12 protein-coding genes are annotated in these 21,571 nt (G+C 70.5%); 10 read left to right on the forward strand and 2 right to left on the reverse strand.

What is annotated here, in order from left to right; all coding sequences use genetic code 11:
• Positions 1–11 precede the first annotated feature (11 nt).
• Positions 12–2,717 carry a SpoIIE family protein phosphatase gene (locus AQJ66_RS00800; protein ID WP_079060000.1) on the reverse strand — a complete coding sequence of 902 codons (2,706 nt, stop codon included), beginning with the start codon at positions 2,715–2,717 and terminating at the stop codon, positions 12–14.
• Positions 2,718–2,960: 243 nt separating this feature from the next.
• On the opposite strand from AQJ66_RS00800, the gene AQJ66_RS00805 reads away from it, so the two are divergent.
• Positions 2,961–4,040, forward strand: a complete 1,080-nt coding sequence (locus tag AQJ66_RS00805; RefSeq protein ID WP_061914818.1) for a lytic polysaccharide monooxygenase auxiliary activity family 9 protein — start codon at positions 2,961–2,963, stop codon at positions 4,038–4,040.
• Between the two features lie 51 nt (positions 4,041–4,091).
• Here the strand turns inward: AQJ66_RS00805 and AQJ66_RS00810 are convergent, their stop codons facing one another.
• The gene (locus AQJ66_RS00810; RefSeq protein WP_244162705.1) at positions 4,092–7,895 is read right to left on the reverse strand and encodes a GH92 family glycosyl hydrolase; all 3,804 of its coding nucleotides are present in this window, start codon (positions 7,893–7,895) and stop codon (positions 4,092–4,094) included.
• 341 nt (positions 7,896–8,236) lie between these two features.
• Here AQJ66_RS00810 and ngcE point away from each other — a divergent pair, with 341 nt between their 5' ends.
• The 9 genes from ngcE (at position 8,237) to AQJ66_RS00855 (ending at position 21,543) form a co-directional block, all read left to right on the forward strand.
• Entirely contained in the window at positions 8,237–9,682 is a 1,446-nt protein-coding gene (ngcE, locus tag AQJ66_RS00815) for an N-acetylglucosamine/diacetylchitobiose ABC transporter substrate-binding protein (RefSeq protein ID WP_061914823.1), read from the forward strand.
• A 29-nt stretch (positions 9,683–9,711) separates the two neighbouring features.
• The gene (locus AQJ66_RS00820; protein WP_061914826.1) at positions 9,712–10,638 is read left to right on the forward strand and encodes a carbohydrate ABC transporter permease; all 927 of its coding nucleotides are present in this window, start codon (positions 9,712–9,714) and stop codon (positions 10,636–10,638) included.
• 4 nt (positions 10,639–10,642) lie between these two features.
• Positions 10,643–11,572, forward strand: coding sequence for a carbohydrate ABC transporter permease (locus AQJ66_RS00825; protein ID WP_061914828.1), 930 nt, complete (start codon positions 10,643–10,645; stop codon positions 11,570–11,572).
• Positions 11,573–12,942: 1,370 nt separating this feature from the next.
• Positions 12,943–14,142 carry an ROK family transcriptional regulator gene (locus tag AQJ66_RS00830; protein WP_061914830.1) on the forward strand — a complete coding sequence of 400 codons (1,200 nt, stop codon included), beginning with the start codon at positions 12,943–12,945 and terminating at the stop codon, positions 14,140–14,142.
• Positions 14,143–14,264: 122 nt separating this feature from the next.
• Complete coding sequence (locus tag AQJ66_RS00835; protein WP_244162706.1) at positions 14,265–15,365, forward strand: sugar ABC transporter substrate-binding protein; 1,101 nt, start codon at positions 14,265–14,267, stop codon at positions 15,363–15,365.
• 249 nt (positions 15,366–15,614) lie between these two features.
• Positions 15,615–16,406, forward strand: coding sequence for an ATP-binding cassette domain-containing protein (locus tag AQJ66_RS00840; RefSeq protein ID WP_079060003.1), 792 nt, complete (start codon positions 15,615–15,617; stop codon positions 16,404–16,406).
• Positions 16,403–17,740, forward strand: coding sequence for a sugar ABC transporter permease (locus tag AQJ66_RS00845; protein ID WP_061914840.1), 1,338 nt, complete (start codon positions 16,403–16,405; stop codon positions 17,738–17,740). The genes AQJ66_RS00840 and AQJ66_RS00845 overlap by 4 nt, the downstream gene beginning before the upstream one ends.
• A 199-nt stretch (positions 17,741–17,939) precedes the next feature.
• Positions 17,940–19,868 carry a 1-deoxy-D-xylulose-5-phosphate synthase gene (dxs, locus tag AQJ66_RS00850; protein ID WP_061916584.1) on the forward strand — a complete coding sequence of 643 codons (1,929 nt, stop codon included), beginning with the start codon at positions 17,940–17,942 and terminating at the stop codon, positions 19,866–19,868.
• A gap of 151 nt (positions 19,869–20,019) precedes the next feature.
• The gene (locus tag AQJ66_RS00855; RefSeq protein ID WP_061914843.1) at positions 20,020–21,543 is read left to right on the forward strand and encodes an amino acid permease; all 1,524 of its coding nucleotides are present in this window, start codon (positions 20,020–20,022) and stop codon (positions 21,541–21,543) included.
• Positions 21,544–21,571 lie beyond the last annotated feature (28 nt).

A 21,571-nucleotide genomic window follows, 5' to 3' on the forward strand; every position in this document is an offset into this window, starting at 1 on the left:
TGCGGCCCTCGTCACATGTCCGGCACCTCCAGGGGCAGCGCCTCCGTGAGGTCCGGCAGCGCCAGTTCCGCCCAGATGACCTTGCCCTGCGGGGTGTAGCGGGTGCCCCAGCGCTCGGCCAGCTGGGAGACCAGGAACAGGCCGCGCCCGCCCTCGTCGGTCGTCGCGGCGTAGCGCAGGTGCGGCGAGGTGCTGCTGCCGTCGGCGACCTCGCAGATGAGCGTGCGGTCGTGGATCAGCCGGACGTGCACCGGGTCGCTGCCGTAGCGGATGGCGTTGGTGATCAGCTCGCTCAGCACCAGTTCCATGCCGAAGCCCAGCTCGGCCAGGCCCCACTGCTCCAGCCGCTCGGAGACCGCCAGGCGCATCCCCGACACGGCGGCCGGCTCGCGGGGCACGTCCCAGTCGGCGACGCGGTCGGCCGGCAGCGCCCGGGTCTCGGCGACGAGCAGGGCGACGTCGTCCTTGGGGCGCTCGGGCAGCAGCTCCCCCAGCACCGCCCGGCAGCTCTCCTCCGGCGACCGCCCCGGATGACCGGCCAGCGCCCGGCGCAGCAGCTCCATGCCCTCGTCGAGGTCACGTCTGCGGTCCTCGACGAGGCCGTCGGTGTACAGCACCAGGCGGCTGCCCTCGGGGATCTCCGCCTCGGCCGTCTGGAACGGCATGCCGCCCAGTCCCAGCGGCGGCCCGGCCGGCAGGTCGAGGAACTCGGCGGTGCCGTCGGGAAGGACCAGCGCGGGCGCCAGGTGCCCGGCCCGCGCCATGACGCAGCGGCGCGTCACCGGGTCGTAGATCGCGTACAGGCAGGTCGCGCCCACGATCTCCGCGGCCGGCTCCGCGCCCGCCTCGTCCTGGTCGATGCGGCCGACCAGGTCGTCCAGGTGGCCGAGCAGCTCGTCGGGCGGCAGGTCGAGGGTGGCGAAGTTGTGCACCGCGGTGCGCAGCCGGCCCATCGTCGCGGCGGCGTGCAGGCCGTGCCCGACCACGTCGCCGACGGCCAGCGCCACCCGGCTGCCCGGCAGCGGGATCACGTCGAACCAGTCGCCGCTCACCCCCGACTGGGCGGGCAGGTAGCGGTAGGCGACGTCGAGGGCGCTCTGCTCGGGCAGGGCCCGCGGCAGCAGGCTGCGCTGCAGGGTGACGGCCAGGGCGTGCTCGCGGGTGTACCGGCGGGCGTTGTCGATGCTGACCGCGGCCCGGGCCACCAGCTCCTCGGCCAGCGACAGCTCCTCCGCGTCGAAGGGCTCCCGTTTGGAGCGCCAGAAGTTGGCGATGCCCAGGACGACACCGCGGGCCCGGATCGGGGCCGCGATGAGCGAGTGGATGCCGAAGTCGAGGATCTGCCGGGTGCGCTGCGGGTCCTGCGCGAACCAGCCGTCGGCGGTCGTCAGGTCGGCCACCAGCTCGGACCGGCCGCCGTAGCCGCGGGCCTGCGGGGTGGAGGGCACGAAGTCGATCAGCCGGCCCTTCTCGTACAGCGGATGGTCGTCGCGGATGCCGCTCACGGCGACGCGTCTGAGGTCCGTCGCCGTGGGCGCCGGCTCCTCGCCGTGCAGCACGGCGTCGGCCAGGTCCACCGTGACGAAGTCCGCGAACCGCGGCACGGCGACCCGCGCCAGCTCGTCGGCGGTGCGGACCACGTCCAGGGTGGTGCCGATGCCCAGCCCGGCGTCGTACAGCAGCTCCAGCCGCTCCCGGGTGACCTCCGCCCGGCCGGAGACCGCCTGGAGCTCGGTGGAGTCCCGGAGGGTCATCACAATGCCCTGAGGGCATCCCGGGCGCTCCGTGGGCCGCTGGTTCACCGCCAGCAGCCGTCCCCCGGCGAAGTGGACCTCGTCGGTGGCCGTCCGCCCGGAGTCCAGCAGCTCCACCATGTCGGCGTCGAGACCCGACAGCTCCCGCACGTGACGGCCCTCGGCCTCCGGGGGCAGCTCCAGCAGGCGCCTGGCCTCGTCGTTGGCGAGCAGCAGCCGCCCGTCCTCACCGACGATGAGCACGCCCTCGCGCACCGAGTGCAGCACCGTGTCGTGGTGCTCGTACATGCGGGTCATCTCGTCCGGGGCCAGGCTGCGGGTCTGCCGCCGCAGCCACCGGCCCACCAGGATCGTCACCCCCGACGCCACCACGAGCGCCACCGCCCCCGCGGCCAGGATGAGCGGCAGCTGCCGGTCCATCTCGCTGGTCACGTTCTTCACCTTGAGCCCGGCGGAGACCAGGGCGACGACATGGCCCTGCGCGTCGTCGATGGGCACGGTCGCCTGCACCTCGTGGCCGAGGGGGCCGTGGACGCTCTCGGTGTAGACCTTCCCGGCGAGCGACGGGCCGATCGTGCCCACGAACCGTTTGCCGATCTTGCTCGGCATGGGGTGGGTGTAGCGGATGCCTTTCGTGTTCATGACCACGATGAAGTCGACGCCCGCCGACCGGCGCCCGGCCTCGGTGAGCGGCTGGAGCACCTTCGTCGGATCGGGGGTGCGCAGCGCCTGCACGACACCGGGGGAGTGCGCGAAGGTCTGCGCGACGGCTATGGACCGCCGCTTGGCCTCCGTGCTGGTGTCGCGGTCCGACTGCATGACGAGGGCGATGACCGCGCACACGACGAGCAGTGCCACCAGGGCCAGCTGGAGCAGGAAGACCTGCCCGGCGACGCTGCGCCGGCTCCTGCGGATCAGGGACCGCCAGGAGGGGCGCTTGAATCGGGCGAATGGGTCCGACATGCGACATTTCTAGCACTGGCCGTTCCCGGGTGGCTACGGCCTCGCGGTTCTGTCACAGCAGTCGCGGTGAGCGTTTACAGTCCGCGTTGGGCGCGCTAACTTCTGTGGCCAAGGGGTGGGAGCGCTCCCACATGTCAGTGCCGCGGTCCCGGTGGACCGGAACCCGCCGGGGTCGCACGGGTCCGCTCCCGCCCCCCTCCCCCCACGGCATCCGGAGGACAAGCTGTCATGTCTACGACAATCATGGCCGGCGGGGCGGCACGACGCCCGCGATTACCGCACCGCTCTCCCCGCAGAGCCCTCTTCCTCACCCTCCTGGCCCTGCTGACCGCCCTGCCCGCACTCGGGCTGGTCCTCGCCGCGAGCACCCCGGCAGCCGCCCACGGCACGCCTGTGAAGCCGGGCAGCCGCACCTTCCTGTGCTGGCAGGACGCGCTCACCGACACCGGCGAGATCAAGCCCGTGAACCCGGCCTGCAAGGCGGCCCAGCAGGCCGGCGGCACCACGCCGTTCTACAACTGGTTCTCGGTGCTCCGCTCGGATGGCGCCGGCCGCACCCGGGGCTTCGTTCCGGACGGTCGGCTGTGCAGCGGCGGCAACCCCAACTTCGCCGGCTTCGACCTCGCCCGCGACGACTGGCCGGTCACCCACCTGACCGCCGGCGCCACGACGGACTTCTCCTACAACGCCTGGGCGGCGCATCCCGGCTCGTTCCGCGTCTACGTCACCAAGGACGGCTACGATCCGACCAAGCCGCTCACCTGGAACGACGTGGAGGACCAGCCGTTCCTCACGGTCGACCACCCGCCGCTGAACGGCACGCCGGGCACGGTCGAGGCCAACTACTCCTGGTCGGGCAAGCTGCCGTCCGGCAAGTCGGGACGGCACATCATCTACATGGTGTGGCAGCGCTCGGACAGCGCGGAGACCTTCTACTCCTGCTCCGACGTGGTCTTCGACGGCGGACACGGCGAGGTCACCGGCGTCCACGACCCGGGCAACCCCACCGAGCCCCCGCCCGGCGCCTGCACCGCCACCCGGACCACGACCGGCACCTGGCCGGGCGGCTACCAGTCCGAGGTGACGGTGACCAACACCGGTGACGTGCCCATGCTCGGCTGGATGGTGGACTGGACGCTGCCCGCGGGACAGGCGGTGGACAGCGTCTGGAACGGCGACGCCACCTACACCGGGCAGGACGTGATGGTCCACAACGCCGACTGGAACGGCTCGCTGAGTCCGGGCAGGAGCACGACCTTCGGCTACACCGTCCGCGGATCGGGCGGCGACGGCACCACCGGCCTGCCCTGCCGGGTCGGCTGAGCCGCGCCGGGCGTGACCCGGTGGCGCACCGGGTCACGCCCGACGGGGTCCTCAGGCCAGCAGCTCCACCTCCGCCAGCGTGGACCTGCCGTCGAGGACCAGGCGGTACCTGGCGTACGTACCCGGCGCCGCGATGGTGAAGGCGCGGGTCTGCCGGTCCCAGCGGAACGACTCCCCGGAACGGCGGTCCAGCGTCTTCCACGCGTGGCCGTCGACGGAACCCTGCAGCTTCCAGCCGGCCGGCGCCCCGGTGCGGTCGGCCGACGAGGTCAGCGTGTACTGGACGGGCCTGACCGGGCGGCCGACCGGCAGGCGCACCCGGCGGACCGTGGCGGCCGTGGCCGACGTGTCGTCGAACAGCGGGCCGTCCCCCCGCAGCACGTCCGCGCGCGGCTCGGGCACCTCGTCGTCCTGCGTGACGGACACCGGGGCCGCGCCCCGGCCCGTCCCCCAGGCGGAGGGCTTCGGGCCCATGGCGAACTCCACCACCCCGCCCTCGGCCAGCAGCGCGTGGGGCAGGGACGTCGACGTCCAGGGGCGGCCGTTCACCTTCACGCCTTGAACGTAGACGTTCGCCGCGCTGTTGCGAGGGGCCCGGACGACGAGGGAGCGGCCGTTCTCCAGGTGCACGGTCGCCTTCGTGAACAGCGGGGAGCCGATCGCGTACTCGCCGCTGCCCATGACCAGCGGGTAGAAGCCGAGCGAGGAGAAGAGGTACCAGGCCGACTGCTCGCCGTTGTCCTCGTCGCCGTGGTAGCCCTGCCCGATCTCGCTGCCCGTGTAGAGGCGGGAGAGCACCTCGCGGACGCGGGCCTGCGCCTTCCAGGGCTCGGCGGCCGCGTCGTACATGTAGATCACGTGGTGCGCCACCTGGTTGGAGTGGCCGTACATGCCCATGCGGACGTCCCGGGCCTCGGTCATCTCGTGGATGACACCGCCGTAGGAGCCGACGTGGTCCGGGGAGGCCGTCTCGGGGGTGGCGAAGTACGCGTCGAGCTTGTCGGCCAGGCCCCGCCGGCCGCCGTACAGGTTCGCCAGGCCCCGGCTGTCCTGCGGGACGGAGAAGGCGTAGCCCCAGCCGTTGGTCTCGGTGTAGTCGTAGCCCCACACCCGCGGGTCGTACGCGGCGGAGTCCACCCGCCAGTTCCCGTCCGCGTCGCGGCCCTGGAAGAAGCCCGCCTTGGCGTCGAACAGGTGTACGTAGTTCCGGGCGCGGTCGAGGAAGTACGCCGACTCCTCCCGGTAGCGCTTCTCACCGGTCCTCCGGTACAGCGCCTCGCCCATCTTCGCGATGCCGTAGTCGTTGACGTAGCCCTCCATCGCCCAGGACAGGCCCTCGTGGGTGTCGGTGCCGGTGTAGCCGAGGAAGGGCGAGGTGCTCATGCCCTTGCGGCCCACGCCGGAGGACGGCGGGACGACGGTCGCGTTCTTCAGCGCCGCGTCGTACGCCGCCTTCGCGTCGAACCGCACGCCCTTGACGTACGCGTCGGCGAAGGCCACGTCCGAGGAGGTCCCGGTCATCAGGTCGGCGTACCCGGGGGAGGACCAGCGCGAGATCCAGCCGCCGTCCCGGTACTGCTGCACGAACCCGTCCGTCATCTCGCCCGCCTGAGCAGGTGTCAGCAGGGAGTACGCCGGCCACGTGGTCCGGTAGGTGTCCCAGAAGCCGTTGTTCACGTACACCTTGCCGTCGACGATCTTCGCGCCGGTGCGGGTCGGGGTGTCCGGGCCCGGCATGGGGGAGAACGGCGATGCGTACCGGTCCCGGCCGTCCACCTTCTCGAAGCCGGAGTTCGGGTACAGGTACAGCCGGTACATGCTGGAGTACAGCGTGGTGAGCTGGTCCGGGGTCGCGCCGTCGACCCGCACCTTGCCCAGCAGCCGGTCCCACACCCGCTGGGCCCGGTCCCTGACGGTGTCGAAGGAGGCCGTCGCCGGGATCTCCCGGCGCAGGTTGTCCTCGGCCTGGTCCACGCCGACGAGGGAGGTGGCCAGGCGCAGGGTGACCGTGCGGTCCTTCCCCGCGTCGAAGCGGAGCCAGCCCTTCACACCACCGGCGCCGCCGCCCGTCACCGGCTTGTCGAACTCGCCGTAGACGAAGAGGCGGGTGGCGCCCGTGGACAGGCCGGACTTCACGTCCGAGTAGCCGGTGACGACGCCGTGCTCCCGGTCCAGGGTGAGGCCCGCCTGCTCGGTCACGTTGTCGAACAGCACGCTCGCGTTCGCGCCCGGGTAGGTGAAGCGCAGGGCCGCCGCGTGGTCGGTCGGGGCTATCTCCGCCTTCAGGCCGTTCTCGAACCGGACGCCGTAGTAGTACGGCCGCGCGGTCTCGTTCTCGTGCCGGAACGGCAGCGCGCGCGCCTCCCGGCCGGTGTCCGGGGTGCCGGCGGCGGCCGACGGCATCACCTGGAAGGTCTGCCGGTCGCCCATCCAGGGGCTCGGCTCGTGGCTCGCGCTGAACGCCTGGAGGGTGGGCAGGTTGTCGTCGTTGTTCGCACGTGCGTACTCGTACAGCCAGCTGAGTGAGGACGCGTTGGTCACCGGCGTCCAGAAGTTGAAGCCGTGCGGGAGCGCGGTCGCCGGGAAGTCGTTGCCGCGGGAGAAGCTGCCGCTGGAGTTGGTGCCGCGGGTGGTGAGCGCGTAGTCCGACAGGTGCGCCTTCGGCCTCTCGGGTGCCACCGGCCGCAGGCTCACGTCGTCGATCCAGCCCCGGAACTCCGCCGGGCCGTCGGGGGAGTCGTACGCCACCAGGATCCGGTCCACCGTCTTCCCGGCCGCCACCGAGCCGATCCGCGAGGCCACGTCGTTCCACTGGTTGACGTACAGCACCTTCGCCGCGCCCTGCCCGCGCGGCGAGAGCGGGAACCCGTGCTGGTCCGTCGCGCCGAGGTCGCTGAGGTACGTGCCGTCGGTGAAGGCCAGGTCGACGGAGACGTTCGTGGCGTCGTAGTCGCGGTCGCCGTCGGCCATCGAGGGGAAGACCCGATAGGCCAGTCGGGTGTCGCGGCCGACGCGCACGTCGACGTCGAAGACCTTGTTGTACGAGTACGCCCGGCCGCCCGCGGTGTGCCGTCCGGCGTACCTGAGGGCCCGCTGCCCGGTGAAACCGGCCCGTGCCTTCGCCGTCGGCGAGCCGCTCGGGCCCCGGTCGACCAGCGTCAGCATGTCCTGCGGCACCGGACCGCCCGCGCCGCCGGTGGAGAACTGCACGTCGGCGATCTGCAGCACGCCCGTGGCGCCGTTGTTGCGGGTCACCTCGAGCCGGAAGTGCTGGTACTCGGCCGGCCGGGCGACGTCGAACGACCGCGTCTCGAACCGCCCCGCGAACGACTCGTCCGTACGGGTGTCGACGGGTTTCCAGTCCTTGCCGTCCGCCGACCCCTCGAGCGTCCAGTCCCTCGGGTCGCGCTCGTCGAAGTCGTTGGCCGAGGTGAGCGCGTACGTGACCACCTTGACGGGCTTGTCCAGGTCGAACTCCACCCAGCCCGTGGGCCGGAAGGTCAGCCATTTGGTGCCGGGCTCGCCGTCGACGAGGTTCTCCTTCACCTCGCCCGCGCCCGCGTTCTCCCCGCTCGCCCGGACCTCGGTCACGTGGTCGGAGAGATTCCCCGGGATGCCCGAGGTGTAGCCGCCGTCCACGCCCGAGGCGCGCCGGCCGCCGTCGGCTCCCGTGTCGACGGTGTTCAGCCAGTCGGGTGCCGGCTCACCCGGTTCGAACGAGGACGCGAACTCCTGGCCGGCGGCCGGAGCCCGCTCCGGCAGGGCGACCGCGGCGCCCTGCGCGCCGGCGGCCATGACAAAGGCGGCCGTGAGGACGACCGCCGGACCGAATCTGTGCCGAGTTCTCCGCTGCATCTACGGATTCCCCTCCTGCGACCGCGGTGGACAACGTTGTCTATCTCGGTGCGCAGGAACCAGTAAGTGGTCAAGTGGCCGTTGATGTCAAGGGTGTTGGGTGTGGCATTCAGGGTCTTATGTCGGAAATTCTTCCGGTCGGCCGTCCGCGGGGCGCTCATATTTCCGGCAGGTCTCAACTCGGAAAAGACCCATGGCCAACCTTGCATTCGATCTTGCTCCGTCGGCCGGAAGTGGACTATACCTGTCGGCGTTTCCCGTACGACCCTGCACTACCCGACCGCGGTGCCGGGGAGGATCCGGTTCACCGCCTGAGTCCTGGAGAAGGCGAGGACTTGAGCATGGGATCCACTGAGCACCACGGTGGCGAAGGTGTCGGTCGCCGCGATCTGATCAAGCGCTCCGCCGCGCTGGGCCTGGTCGCCGCCCCCGGAATGGGCCTGCTGTCCGCCTGCGCGAGCAGCGGCGGCAGCGGGCAGGACAAGGCGAAAACGGGCAAGAAGACCGCCAAGAACCCGCTCGGCGTCAACGAGACCGCGAAGATGGAATTCGTCCTCTTCGACGGCGGCTTCGGCAAGGAGTACGCCCAGGACGCGGTGAAGGTCTATCAGAAGGACTTCCCCAAGGCCACGGTGAAGTTCTCCGCCACCCAGAAGATCCAGTCCACCCTGCAGCCCCGCTTCAACCAGGGCAACCCGCCGGACCTCATCGACAACTCCGGCGCCGAGCAGATGGACATGGGCGTGCTCGTCGGCAAGAACCAGCTCGCGGACCTCACCCCGCTGCTCGACGCGCCGTCGTACGACGACCCGAACAAGAAGGTCCGCGACACGCTGCGCCCCGGCATCGTGGAGATGGGCCAGTTCGACGGCAAGCCGGTGTGGATCCTGTACTACGCCTACACGGTCTACGGCGTGTGGTACTCGCAGAAGGCCCTGGACTCGCTCGACGCGACGTACCCGGAGACCTGGGACGAGATGCTCAAGGTCTGCGAGAAGGCCAAGAAGAAGGGCATGGCGGGCTGGACGTACGCGGGCAAGTACCCGTACTACGTCCCCTTCTCGCTGTACCCGATGATCGGCAAGGTCGGCGGCCGCGAGGTGCTCGACGCCATCGACAACCTGGAGCCGAACGCCTGGAAGCACCCGGCGGTCAAGGCCTGCTTCGAGGCCTACTACGAGCTCTACAAGAAGGGCTACATCCTCAAGGGCACCCCGGGTCTGGACCACATCCAGTCCCAGACCGCCTGGGCCAAGGGCAAGGCGCTGTTCATCCCGAACGGCTCCTGGGTGGAGAACGAGTCGGCCAACGTCATCCCGGCCGACTTCGACCTCGCCGTCTCGGCGCCCACCGGCATCGACTCCTCCGACAAGATGCCGTTCGGCACCATCTGGGCCTCCGGCGGCGAGCCCTTCATCGTGCCGGCCAAGGCGGCGAACGCCGAGGGCGGCATGGAGCAGCTGCGCATCATGCTTTCGGAGGCGTCCTCGAAGAACTTCACCGCCAAGGTGAAGTCGCTGACCGCCTACAACGGCGGCACCTCCGGCATCAGCCTCACCCCGGGGCTGAAGTCGGGCGTGGCGGCGCTGCAGAAGGCCGGGTCCAACGTGGTGAATCCGCGCATCCAGGACTGGTACGTACAGCTGCAGAAGGAGAAGATCGGTGTGGCCGGTCTCGGCGAGATGATGGCCGGCCGGCTCACCCCCGCCGAGGCCATCAGGAAAATCCAGGGATTCGCCGACGAGGCCGCCAAGGACACCTCGATCAAGCACTACAAGCACCAGTGACCAGCACCCCCTGACGCACCGGAGTGGCGATGCAGCACGGCAAGTACCGGTTCATTGTGGGGTTTCTGGCACTGCCCCTCGGACTGTACGCGCTTTTCGTGGTCTGGCCGTTCATCCAGTCCATCTACTACTCGTTCACGGACTGGACGGGCCTCAGCCCCGAATTCAGGATGGTCGGCTTCGACAACTACAAGAGGATGCTCGACGACGACATCTTCTGGAAGTCGCTCCAGCACAGCCTGCTCTTCGCCCTGGTGCTGCCTCTGGTGACACTCGGTCTGGCGCTGTTCTTCGCCTTCATGATCAATGTGGGCGGACGGCACAGGAGGGGCGGCCCCGTGATCTCCGGGGTCCGGGGCTCGTCCTTCTACAAGATCGTCTACTTCTTCCCGCAGGTGCTGTCCATCGCGATCGTCTCCCTGCTGTTCGCCTTCGCGTACAACCCGGACAGCGGTGCGATCAACTCGCTGCTGCGCGGGATCGGGCTCGACAGCGTGCAGCCGCTGTGGCTGGGGGACCCGGACCTCGCGCTGTGGTGCGTGATGGCGGTGCTCGTGTGGTCCACGGTCGGGTTCTTCGTGGTCCTGTTCTCCGCGGGCATGGCCTCGATCCCGGCCGAACTGTACGAGGCGGCGCTGCTGGACGGCGCGAGCCGCGCCGCCACGTTCTTCCGCATCACCCTGCCGCTGCTGTGGGACACCGTGCAGTCCGGCTGGGTCTACATGGGCATCCTCGCGCTCGGCGCGGAGTCCTTCGCGGTGGTCCAGATCACGACGACCGGCCCGGGCGGCCCGGACTACTCGACGACCGTGATGGTCCTGTACGTGTACCAGAAGGCGTTCCGGGACGGTCAGGCCGCCTACGCCACCACCATCGGCGTCGCCCTGCTCGTCGTCACGCTCGCGTTCGCGGCGATCGTGATGCGGCTGGGCCGTCGCGAGCGGCTGGAGTTCTGAACCGATGAAGACGACCGAGACCCCCGCCCCGCTGCCGGCCGAGTCCGGGGGCCAGACCGTGTCGAAGGTGGAGGTGACGCCCGCCGCGCGCCCCTCCGGGCAGAAGAGCGAGGGCACCGTCCTCAACGTCTTCTCCCACGGCATCCTGGTCATCTGGGCGATCATGGTGGTGACGCCGCTGCTGTGGGCGGTGATGACGTCCTTCAAGGACGACAGCTCCATCTTCGGCTCACCGTGGTCGCTGCCGGACCGGCTGCACTTCGACAACTGGGCGCGGGCCTGGACCGACGCCAACATGAGCGACTACTTCCTGAACACCGTGCTGGTGGTCGGCGGCTCGCTCATCGGCACCCTGGTCCTCGGCTCGATGGCGGCCTACGTCCTCGCGCGCTTCGACTTCCCCGGCAACCGGTTCATCTACTACCTGTTCATCGGCGGCATGAGCTTCCCGATCATGCTGGCGCTGGTCCCGCTGTTCTACGTCGTGAACAACATGGGCCTGCTCAACACGATCCACGGCCTGATCCTGGTCTACATCGCCTACTCGCTGCCCTTCACGGTGTTCTTCCTGACGGCGTTCTTCCGCACCCTGCCCACGTCGGTGGCGGAGGCGGCCTTCGTGGACGGCGCCTCCCACACCCGCACGTTCTTCCAGATCATGCTGCCCATGGCGAAGCCGGGCCTGATCAGCGTGGGCATCTTCAACTTCCTGGGCCAGTGGAACCAGTACATGCTCCCCACGGTCCTCAACACCGACCCCGACAAGCGCGTCCTCACCCAGGGTCTGGTCCAGCTGGCGGTCAGCCAGGGCTACAAGGGCGACTGGTCCGGCCTGTTCGCGGGTCTGGTGATGGCGATGCTCCCGGTGCTGGCGGCGTACATCGTCTTCCAGCGCCAGGTGGTCGCGGGGCTGACGGCGGGTGCGCTGAAGTAGCGTCCGGCCTACCCGGGCCGGGGCGGGCCGCCCCGGCACCCCTCACGGGCCCGGGGTGCGGGGGAGCCGGGCCCGGTGTGGCCGTGGTCCCGCGCCGCCTGGGCCTTCTGCGCCATCGGGGCCCGGCGAACCATCGGCCCTCGCGTCACGCGGCAGGCGGCTGGTGCGGTGGCCGCCGGCCCCCCGCCGCGGCCGGCCGGGCGGCGGCGTATCGGGCCACCCAGGCGCCGGGAGCGCGCCGGCCTTCCGGCCCCGGTGACCCGACGGGACCACCCGTCACGCCTGGGCCTGTGGCCGTTCGCGCCTCTGAGCCGCGGGGGTCTGCGGTCGCCCTCGGTGAACTCGGCGACCGGAGCGGCTCCAGGCCGACCGCACTCTCTCGCGCCTCTCGGGCCGCCGGGGCCTGTGGCCTCCGGGCTTCCGGGGCACGGGGGTCTGCGGCCCTCTCGCGCCTCTCGAACCACCCGGGCATCGGGCTGTCCGCGCCTCCGAGCCGCCCGGGGTCGCCCGAGCCCCCTGGCCCCTGGCCGACCGCCCACCGCGGCCACCCTGGCCACCGGGCCGCTGGGACCACCTGGCCACCGGAACCCTGGGCGGGTGGCCCGCAGCTCGTGAGGGCCTGGCTCCGGCGACCTCCGCCTCGGCGCCCCGGCAGCACGCCGCTTTGCACAAGTGATTCGCGTTCGAGCCCTTCGGTCACGCGCCCGAGGATCATCACGACCCTCTGTCCGGATGTCCCGGCCCCCCTGTCGCGCGGATCTCCGCCACTGCCGCCCGCCGGCGCGCCGCGCGCCCGGCCACCCGTTCGCCGCGGCACGGGGCTCGGGGTTCCCGGTTCCGCGTCGTCCGGCCGCGGGCGCCGCATCCCTTCCGCGGCTGAACGATCGCGCCGCGTCGTCGGCCAGGGACCTCACCTTCGCCAGGTGGCCGGGCGGACCCGCGTCCGCGGTGCGCCCCGGACAGCCCTGCCCGGCTCCCTTCCGGCCCGCCTCTCTCGCGTCCCGGACCCCGGACCCGCCGGGCCGAGCGGCCTCCGCCCGGCCGCCCCGGCCCGGCACCCCGCCGCGTACCTTCCACGGCTGAACGATCCGGCCGAGCCCGCCTCACCCCTTCCGGTACACCTCGGACACCCGCCCCGCGGACCCCCGGTCACCCGCCCCCGCCTGCGTCGAGGTGGCGCGGAGGTGGCCCGCGGGTGTCGTCGGCGGAACCACGGAAGTGACAGCGATTTCCGTCAAGGACTTGACTGCGGTAACCCGTACAGCCGAGCTTGGAGTTCATAACTTGTAAGTGGCCCGGTTCCGCGGATGTGACCTGGGCCACGGGCGGCGACAGGGGCCGCCCGTCCGATGGCGGGAGTGGATGGGTCGATGGAGACTCCGGGGTCGCAGTCGTCGCTGCACCGAGCCAACCTGGAAAGAGTCGTGCGGGCCGTGCGGCTGGCCGGGTCGCTCACGCAGGCGGAGATCGCGCGGACGACCGGCCTGTCCGCCGCGACGGTCTCCAACATCGTGCGCGAACTGAAGGACGGCGGGACCGTCGAGGTCACGCCCACGTCGGCGGGCGGGCGGCGGGCCCGCAGCGTCTCGCTCAGCGGGGACGCCGGCATCGTGATCGGCGTGGACTTCGGCCACACCCACCTGCGCGTCGCGATCGGGAACCTCGCGCACCAGGTGCTCGCCGAGGAGTCCGAGCCGCTCGACGTCGACGCCTCCTCCACCCAGGGCTTCGACCGGGCGGAGCAACTGGTCAACCGCCTGATCGACGCGACCGGGGTGGACCGGACCAAGGTGGCGGGCGTCGGGCTCGGCGTACCCGGGCCGATCGACGTCGAGTCGGGCACCCTGGGCTCCACCGCGATCCTCCCCGGCTGGGGCGGCACCAAGCCCGCCGAGGAGCTGCGCGAGCGGCTCGGCGTGCCCGTGCACGTGGACAACGACGCCAACCTCGGCGCCCTCGGCGAGCTGGTCTGGGGCAGCGGCAAGGGCGTACGTGATCTTGCTTACATCAAGGTCGCCAGCGGTGTCGGCGCCGGTCTGGTGATCAACGGGCACATCTATCGCGGCCCGGGCGGCACGGCAGGAGAAATCGGGCATATTACACTCGACGAATCCGGCCCGGTCTGCCGTTGCGGGAACCGCGGCTGCCTGGAGACCTTCACGGCCGCGCGCTACGTGCTCCCGCTGCTCCAGCCCAGCCACGGCACCGACCTGACGATGGAAGGCGTCGTACGGCTGGCCCGGGACGGGGATCCGGGCTGCCGTCGGGTGATCGCCGACGTCGGCCGTCACATCGGCAGCGGGGTGGCCAACCTGTGCAACCTCCTGAACCCGAGCCGGGTCGTGCTCGGCGGCGATCTCGCCGAGGCCGGAGAGCTGGTCCTGGGGCCCATCAGGGAGTCCGTCAGCCGCTACGCCATCCCCAGCGCGGCGCGTCAACTCTCCGTGCTCCCAGGGGCGTTGGGTGGCCGTGCGGAGGTGCTGGGGGCGCTCGCCCTGGCGCTCAGCGAGATGGGCGATTCGACCCTTCTGGACGGAGCTGCACCCGTCTCCGCCCTCGCCTTCACTTAGAGAACGCATGACGCCGTTGCCATCTCGTTAAGTATTTACTTCTTGACGTCGCACGTGTGGCCGAGTTGACTTCCAGCCACCTCGGCCGCAGCGCTGCGGCCCTGTCAGGGAGGCACCCCCAAATGAACGCAACGATGCGTAGAGTCGTGATCGGAACCGCGGCGGTTTCGATGGCCCTGTCGATGGCCGCCTGTGGCAAGGCCGGCGACAAGAAGGACGACTCCGGCAGCAGCTCCTCCGGTGGCGGCAAGACCATCGGTCTGCTGCTTCCCGACAGCGTGACCGCGCGCTACGAGAAGTTCGACAAGCCGTACTTCGAGGCCAAGGTCAAGGACCTGTGCTCCGACTGCAACGTCGAGTACGCCAACGCCGCCGGTGACGCCGCCAAGCAGGCCCAGCAGGTCAGCAGCATGATCACCAAGGGCGTCAAGGTCATCGTGGTCAGCGCCCAGGACTCCGCCGCGATCAAGTCCTCGATCCAGACCGCCGTCAACAAGGGCATCAAGGTCGTCGCCTACGACCGCCTCGCCCAGGGCCCGGTCTCGGCCTACGTCTCCTTCGACAACGTCAAGGTCGGCGAGCTGCAGGGCCAGGCGCTGCTGGACGCCCTCGGCTCCAAGGCGACCAAGAAGTCCAAGGTCGTCATGATCAACGGTGACGACGCCGACCCGAACGCCGGCCAGTTCAAGAAGGGCGCCCACCAGGCCCTCGACGGCAAGGTCGACATCGCCTACGAGCAGTCGGGCCTCTGGAAGGACACGGTCGCCGCCCAGAAGATGAAGGCGGCCATCACCCAGCTCGGTGCCAAGAAGATCGCGGGCGTCTACTCCGCCAACGACGGCATGGCCGGCGGTATCGCCACCACGCTGAAGGGCGCCGGCATCTCCGGCATCCCGCTGACCGGTCAGGACGCGGAGCTCGCGGGCATCCAGCGCATCGTCGCCGGTGTCCAGTCCAGCACCGTCTACAAGGCGTTCAAGCCGGAGGCCGAGGCCGCCGCCCAGCTCGCGGTGAACCTGCTCCAGGGCAAGGACATCAAGTCCCTCGCCAACCAGACGCTGACCAGCGGCTCCGGTGACAAGGTGCCCTCCCAGCTGCTGGTCCCGGTGTCGGTCACCAAGGCCAACATCAAGGACACGGTGATCAAGGACAAGCTGTACACGGTCCAGGACATCTGCACCGCCGACTACGCCAAGGCCTGCAAGGCCGCCGGCCTCCAGTAGTCACCCGCTCGCAGTAGCGCCCCTCCGCCGGAACCGGCCGCCCAGGCGGCCGTGACCGACCGGCGGACCCGCGAAGCCCCTCCGACGCCCGTCCCGGCTTTCCTACCCCGCTGCCGGGCGGGCGTCGGACGGACCCGTTGCCAAGGGCAGCGGTTTCGCGCATGTTCATCTTGTAAACCACGTGCCTAGCACGTCCCTCCGCGCCTGTCCCCCAAGCGCGGCATCCCCGCCGGTCAGGCGGCGAAGGAGATGGTTCACGTGTCCGCTACGCCCGTGCTGGCGTTGCGCGGAGTCTCCAAGCGATTCGGTGCGGTCCAGGCCCTCACCGACGTCGAACTGGAGGTCCACGCCGGAGAAGTCGTCGCCCTGGTGGGCGACAACGGCGCAGGAAAGTCCACCCTGGTCAAGACGATCGCGGGTGTCCACCCCATCGATGAGGGCGTCATCGAGTGGGAAGGCCGGCCCGTCAGCATCACCAAGCCGCACGACGCCCAGGGACTCGGCGTCGCGACCGTCTACCAGGACCTCGCCCTGTGCGACAACCTCGACGTGGTCGGCAACCTCTTCCTCGGGCGTGAGCTGCTGCACCGGGGCGTCATCGACGAGGTGTCGATGGAGAAGCAGGCCCGCGAGCTGCTGAGCACCCTCTCGATCCGCATCCCGAGCGTGCGCATCCCGATCGCCAGCCTCTCCGGCGGTCAGCGCCAGGTCGTCGCGATCGCCCGCGCCCTCATCGGTGACCCGAAGGTCGTCATCCTCGACGAGCCCACCGCCGCCCTCGGCGTCGAGCAGACCGCCCAGGTCCTCGACCTCGTCGAGCGGCTGCGCGAGCGCAACCTCGGCGTCATCCTCATCAGCCACAACATGGCCGACGTCAAGGCGGTCGCGGACACCGTCGCCGTCCTGCGCCTGGGCAAGAACAACGGCTCCTTCCCCGTGAAGAGCACCAGCCACGAAGAGATCATCGCCGCGATCACGGGTGCCACGGACAACGCCGTGACGCGTCGTGCGGAGCGTCGCACCACGGAGGCGGCCAAGTGAGTGACACATCGAACGTCGTGAAGGGCGAGGACACGCCCAAGAGCGAGAAGATCGGCGCGCAGGACACTGTGGCCCCCGCCGACGACCCCACCGCCGCTCCGGTGCCGGTGGTCGACCCGCGCCTGCTGGTCCGCGAGGAGGGCCTGAAGGGCTACGTCACCGAGTTCAAGCGGAAGATCAAGGGCGGTGAGCTCGGTTCGCTGCCGGTCTTCATCGGCCTGATCGTCATCTGGACCATCTTCCAGTCGCAGAACAGCCGGTTCCTCAGCGCCGACAACCTGTCGAACATCAGCTACTTCCTCTCGGCCACCGGCATGCTCGCCATCGGCCTGGTGTTCGTGCTGCTGCTCGGCGAGATCGACCTGTCGGTCGGTTCCGTGAGCGGTCTGGCCTCGACGGTGTTCGCCGTGTTCGTGGTCAACCACGGCATGAACGGCTGGCTGGCCCTCGTCCTCACCATCGTGACCGGTGTCGGCATCGGCGCGCTGCAGGGCTGGTTCTTCGCGAAGATCGGCGTGCCGGCCTTCGTGGTGACCCTGGCCGGCTTCCTCGGCTGGAACGGCCTGATGCTGTGGCTGCTGGGCTCCAGCGGCACGATCAACATCCCGGACGACTCCGGCCCGGTGCACCTGTTCGGCCAGAACTCGTTCTTCATGGACCAGGCCATCGTCGGCGCCTACCTGCTGGCCGGCCTCGCCGTGGTGCTCTCCCTCGTCGGCAACCTCGGCGAGCAGCGCCGCCGCAAGGCCGCCGGCGTGCCGTTCCGGCCGACCAGCGAGATCCTGCTGCGCGTCGGCGCCCTCGCCGTCGCCGCGTTCGTCGCCGCCGCGGTGCTGAACAGCTCCGCCGGTGTCTCCAACGCCCTGGTGATCTTCCTCGCGGCGCTGGTGATCGTGGACTTCGTGCTGCGCCGGACCACGTACGGCCGCAAGGTCTTCGCGGTCGGCGGCGGCATCGAGGCGGCGCGCCGCGCCGGTATCAGCGTGCCGATGGTGCGGATCACCGTGTTCGCCATCTCCGGCGGCTTCGCGGCCCTCGGCGGCATGTTCTTCGCCGGCCAGACCGCGAGCGCCACGCTCAACGCCGGCGGCGGCAACACCCTGATGCTCGCCATCGCGGCGGCCGTCATCGGTGGTACCAGCCTCTTCGGCGGCCGCGGTTCGGTGTGGTCGGCGCTCCTGGGCATGCTGGTCATCCAGTCGATCCAGACGGGCCTGGACCTGCTGAACATGAACACCTCCATCCAGTACATGATCACCGGCGCGGTGCTGCTGGGTGCGGTGGTCATCGACTCGGTGTCCCGCCGCAGCCAGAAGGCCGCCGGGCGCGCGTAAACGATTCGCCCGCTCGCCGCGAGGGGCGCGGTGGTTCCGCCGGACCGGTCCGTCAGGGCTGGTCAGGCGGCACCCCGCGCCCCTCGCGGCTGCCCGGCGCCCGAAAGGTGCCGGGCGCTGTCATGCGCGCCGAAGCCGGAACATTAGACTCGTCAGGCCCGGCAACAGCTCGATCAGCTCTACTGCAAGGAGGCACGTGGTGCCGCTGCTGACCCGCATCAGGGGACCGCGCGATCTGGACCGGCTCAGCCTGGAGGAGCTCGACCAGCTGGCAGAGGAGATCCGGACCTTCCTCGTCGACGCGGTGTCCAAGACCGGCGGCCACCTCGGCCCGAACCTCGGTGTGGTGGAGCTGACCATCGCCCTGCACCGGGTCTTCGAGTCGCCGAAGGACAAGGTGCTGTGGGACACCGGCCACCAGTCCTACGTGCACAAGCTGCTCACGGGCCGGCAGGACTTCTCCCGGCTGAAGATGAAGGGCGGCCTGTCGGGCTACCCCTCGCAGGCCGAGTCCGAGCACGACGTCATCGAGAACAGCCACGCCTCCACCGTGCTGGGCTGGGCGGACGGCATCGCCAAGGCCAACCAGCTGCTGAAGCGGGACAGCCACGTCGTCGCCGTCATCGGCGACGGCGCGCTGACCGGCGGCATGGCCTGGGAGGCACTGAACAACATCGCCGAGGCCAAGGACCGCCCGCTGGTCATCGTCGTCAACGACAACGAGCGCTCCTACGCGCCGACCATCGGCGGCCTCGCCAACCACCTGGCGACCCTGCGCACGACCGACGGCTACGAGCGCTTCCTCACCCGCACCAAGGAGATCCTCGACCGGACCCCGGTCGTCGGCAAGCCGCTGTACGAGACGCTGCACGGCGCCAAGAAGGGCCTGAAGGACTTCATCGCGCCGCAGGGCATGTTCGAGGACCTGGGCCTGAAGTACGTCGGCCCGATCGACGGGCACGACATCGAGGCGCTGGAGTCGGCGCTGGCCCGGGCCAAACGGTTCGGCGGGCCGGTGATCGTGCACTGCCTGACCGAGAAGGGCCGCGGCTACCAGCCCGCCCTCCAGGACGAGGCCGACCGCTTCCATGCCGTCGGCAAGATCCACCCCGACACGGGCCTGCCGATCGCTTCCTCCGGCGCCGACTGGACCAGTGTCTTCGGCGACGAGATGGTCAAGCTGGGCGAGGAGCGCGAGGACGTCGTCGCCATCACGGCGGCCATGCTGCAGCCGGTCGGCCTGGACCGGTTCGCCAAGCGCTTCCCCGACCGCGTGTACGACGTCGGGATCGCCGAGCAGCACGGTGCCGTCTCGGCGGCCGGCCTGGCCCACGCCGGGGTCCACCCCGTCTTCGCCGTGTACGCCACCTTCCTCAACCGCGCCTTCGACCAGGTCCTGATGGACGTGGCCCTGCACAAGTGCGGCGTGACCTTCGTACTGGACCGCGCCGGCGTCACCGGCACCGACGGCGCCTCCCACAACGGCATGTGGGACATGTCGATCCTTCAGGTCGTGCCCGGGCTGCGGCTCGCCGCCCCGCGCGACGCCGACCAGGTGCGGGCCCAGCTGCGCGAGGCCGTCGCCGTCGAGGACGCGCCGACCGTGGTGCGCTTCTCCAAGGGCGCCGTCGGCCCCGCCGTACCGGCCGTGGGCCGTGTCGGCGGGATGGACGTGCTGCGCGAGCCGGGCACCGACCGGCCGGACGTGCTGCTGGTCTCCGTGGGCGCCCTCGCCCCGATGTGCCTGGAGATCGCGGGCCTGCTCGACCGGCAGGGAATCTCCACCACCGTCGTCGACCCCCGCTGGGTCAAGCCCGTCGACGAGGCCCTGGCCCCGCTCGCCGAGCGCCACCGGGTCGTCGTCACCGTCGAGGACAACTCGCGCGTCGGCGGCGTCGGCTCGGCCATCGCCCAGGCCCTGCGCGACGCGGGCGTCGACGTGCCGCTGCGCGACTTCGGCATCCCGCCCCGCTTCCTCGACCACGCCTCGCGCGCCGAGGTGCTCGCCGAGATCGGCCTCACCGCGCCGGACATCGCCCGCCAGGTCACCGGGCTGGTCTCCAGGCTGGACGGCCGGTTCGACCGTACAGCCGAGGACGTGGACTCCGTGGAGCCCGCGCGCGACTAGCGGAAAGCCGCCCCACGGGCCGGTTCCCTCCCGTCCTCCGGGTGGCGGAACCGGCCCGATTGCGTGAACCTGCCCTTGCCGGGCATACGCATCCCGGCCCTCTCGATCATGTCGAGCCATGTCGAGGACGACAAGCGTGGGAGGTAGGCACGTGAGCAGCGCGCTCTTCCGGACGAAGAACGTCGAGCAGTCCATCCAGGACACCGAGGAACCCGAGCATGCGCTCAGAAAGTCCCTCTCCGCCCTCGATCTGACCGTCTTCGGCGTCGGTGTCATCATCGGCACCGGCATCTTCGTCCTCACCGGACAGGTGGCCAGGAACAACGCCGGTCCGGCGGTGGCCCTGGCCTTCGTGGTGGCCGGCGTGGTCTGCGCGCTGGCCGCCCTGTGCTACGCCGAGTTCGCCTCCACGGTCCCCGTCGCGGGCTCCGCGTACACCTTCTCGTACGCCTCCCTCGGGGAGCTGCCCGCCTGGATCATCGGCTGGGACCTCGTCCTCGAGTTCGCGCTGGGCACGGCGGTGGTGGCCGTCGGCTGGTCCGGCTACATCCGCTCCCTGCTCGACAACGCGGGCTGGCACCTGCCCGCCTACCTGGCCGGGCGGGACAACGCGAGCGGCTTCGGCTTCGACATCCTCGCGGCCGCCCTGGTGCTGGGGCTCACCGCCATCCTCGTCCTCGGCATGAAGCTCTCCGCCCGGATCACCTCGATCGTCGTCGCGATCAAGGTGGCCGTCGTCCTCGTCGTGATCATCGCCGGCGCGTTCTTCATCAAGGGCGGCAACTACCAGCCGTTCATCCCCAAGCCGCAGTCGGTGGCGGCGGCGGGCAACCTCAAGGCCCCGCTGATCCAGCTGATGTTCGGCTGGGCACCGGCCAACTTCGGTGTCATGGGCATCTTCACCGCCGCCTCGGTGGTGTTCTTCGCGTTCATCGGCTTCGACATCGTGGCCACGGCCGCCGAGGAGACCCGCAATCCGCAGCGCGACATGCCCCGCGGCATCCTGGGCTCGCTGTTCATCTGCACCGTGCTGTACGTCGCCGTCTCCGTCGTGGTCACCGGCATGCAGAAGTACAGCCGGCTGTCCATCGAGGCCCCGCTCGCCGACGCGTTCAAGGCCACCGGCCACCCCGGGTACGCGGGCGTGATCAGCTTCGGCGCCGCCATCGGCCTGACCACCGTGTGCATGATCCTGCTGCTCGGCCAGACCCGGGTGTTCTTCGCGATGAGCCGCGACGGGCTGCTGCCGCGCTTCTTCTCCCGCGTCCACCCGCGGTTCAAGACCCCGCACCGGCCCACCATCCTGCTCGGCGTGGTCATCGCGGTCGTCGCCGGCTTCACCAGCCTGAGCGAGCTGGCCGAACTGGTGAACATCGGCACCCTGTTCGCCTTCGTCGTCGTCGCGATCAGCGTGATCATCCTGCGCCGGACCCGCCCCGACCTGCCCCGCGCCTTCCGCACCCCCTTGGTCCCGGTCCTGCCCATCCTGTCGGTGTGCGCCTCGCTGTGGCTGATGCTCAACCTGCCCGCCGAGACCTGGCTCCGGTTCGCCATCTGGATGGTGATCGGCTTCCTGGTCTACTTCTTCTACGGCCGCACCCACAGCCGTCTCGCCCAGCGGGCGACGGAGCCGGCGGGGGAGGTGCCGGGGCCGCAGTCCGGGAACGTCGCCTAGGGCCTCCCGCTCCGGGCCTCCGCGCGGC

Origin of the sequence: Streptomyces bungoensis, from assembly GCF_001514215.1 — a bacterium.
GTDB lineage: Bacteria > Actinomycetota > Actinomycetes > Streptomycetales > Streptomycetaceae > Streptomyces > Streptomyces bungoensis.